The organism is Synechococcus sp. R55.7, from assembly GCF_047461955.1.
In the GTDB taxonomy this organism is placed as follows: Bacteria; Cyanobacteriota; Cyanobacteriia; order Thermostichales; family Thermostichaceae; genus Thermostichus.
The window spans coordinates 1-722 of record NZ_JANSIC010000464.1 but is presented as its reverse complement, the minus strand read 5'-3'; the positions used below and the strand labels follow the sequence as shown (position 1 = coordinate 722).

Below are 722 nucleotides of genomic sequence, written 5' to 3'. Positions count from 1 at the left end.
ACGGGCTCAGGAAAGATGGCATACCATCTGTCTTTCACCCGCATTAGTTCAGTCCCACGTGCCCATTCTCTGGGCATCTCCTCGGATGCACGAAACGCCAAACCTCGGGTGAGTTTCGGATACCACGTCCCATTGCGAAAGTTGCCGGCGTTGAATTGCAGCGTATGTGACCTGTCCCGCACACTGCGAAACCTCGCGTCTTTGCTTCGGCGAAACGCCAACCACGCCTCGACGACCGCGTTCTGCTTGATGTGGCAGGGGGCGTCCTTTACCCACTGGGGCAGGTCGGAGCGCAGGATGATGTCCCGCAGCTTTCTGGCCGTTTTTGGAGCACCATGCTGGCGCTGATAGGCAATCGCTTGGTTGTAGCAGTACCGGCACGCCGCTTGCCACCGCTTCCAAACTTTAGCCAGCGCTGGCTCCGGATAAATCCGTATCTTTCTCGATTGCAGCCCGGTATTTTCTGAGTCCGTAGAGCCGACTGCTGAAGCAGTGCAGGATGGTGAGGATATCCTCAACCAGTTCCTGTTGGGGAGAAAGGTGATCGTCATCGAGAACCAAGATTTCGCACCCGTATTGACGGCAGTACCACTCAACGAACTCAAATCCAAACCGGCAGAGTCGATCCCTGTGAGCGACCACAATTGTTCCGACATCTCCCGCACGAACTCGTTCCAATAAGGCAAGGAACTTTGGTCTTTTGAAGTCGAGACCGCCGCCAA

The 722-nt window shown here is 55.7% G+C and carries 1 protein-coding gene and 1 pseudogene; both read right to left on the bottom strand.

All coding sequences use genetic code 11. From position 1 onward, the window contains the following. Positions 1-518 (bottom strand): helix-turn-helix domain-containing protein (locus tag NW820_RS13145; protein ID WP_414407740.1); only part of this gene is annotated, 518 nt, incomplete at its 3' end. Further along, positions 406-722: pseudogene (locus tag NW820_RS13140) on the bottom strand (IS607-like element ISSoc2 family transposase); the annotation flags it as partial. The gene NW820_RS13145 and the pseudogene NW820_RS13140, both read right to left, overlap by 113 nt.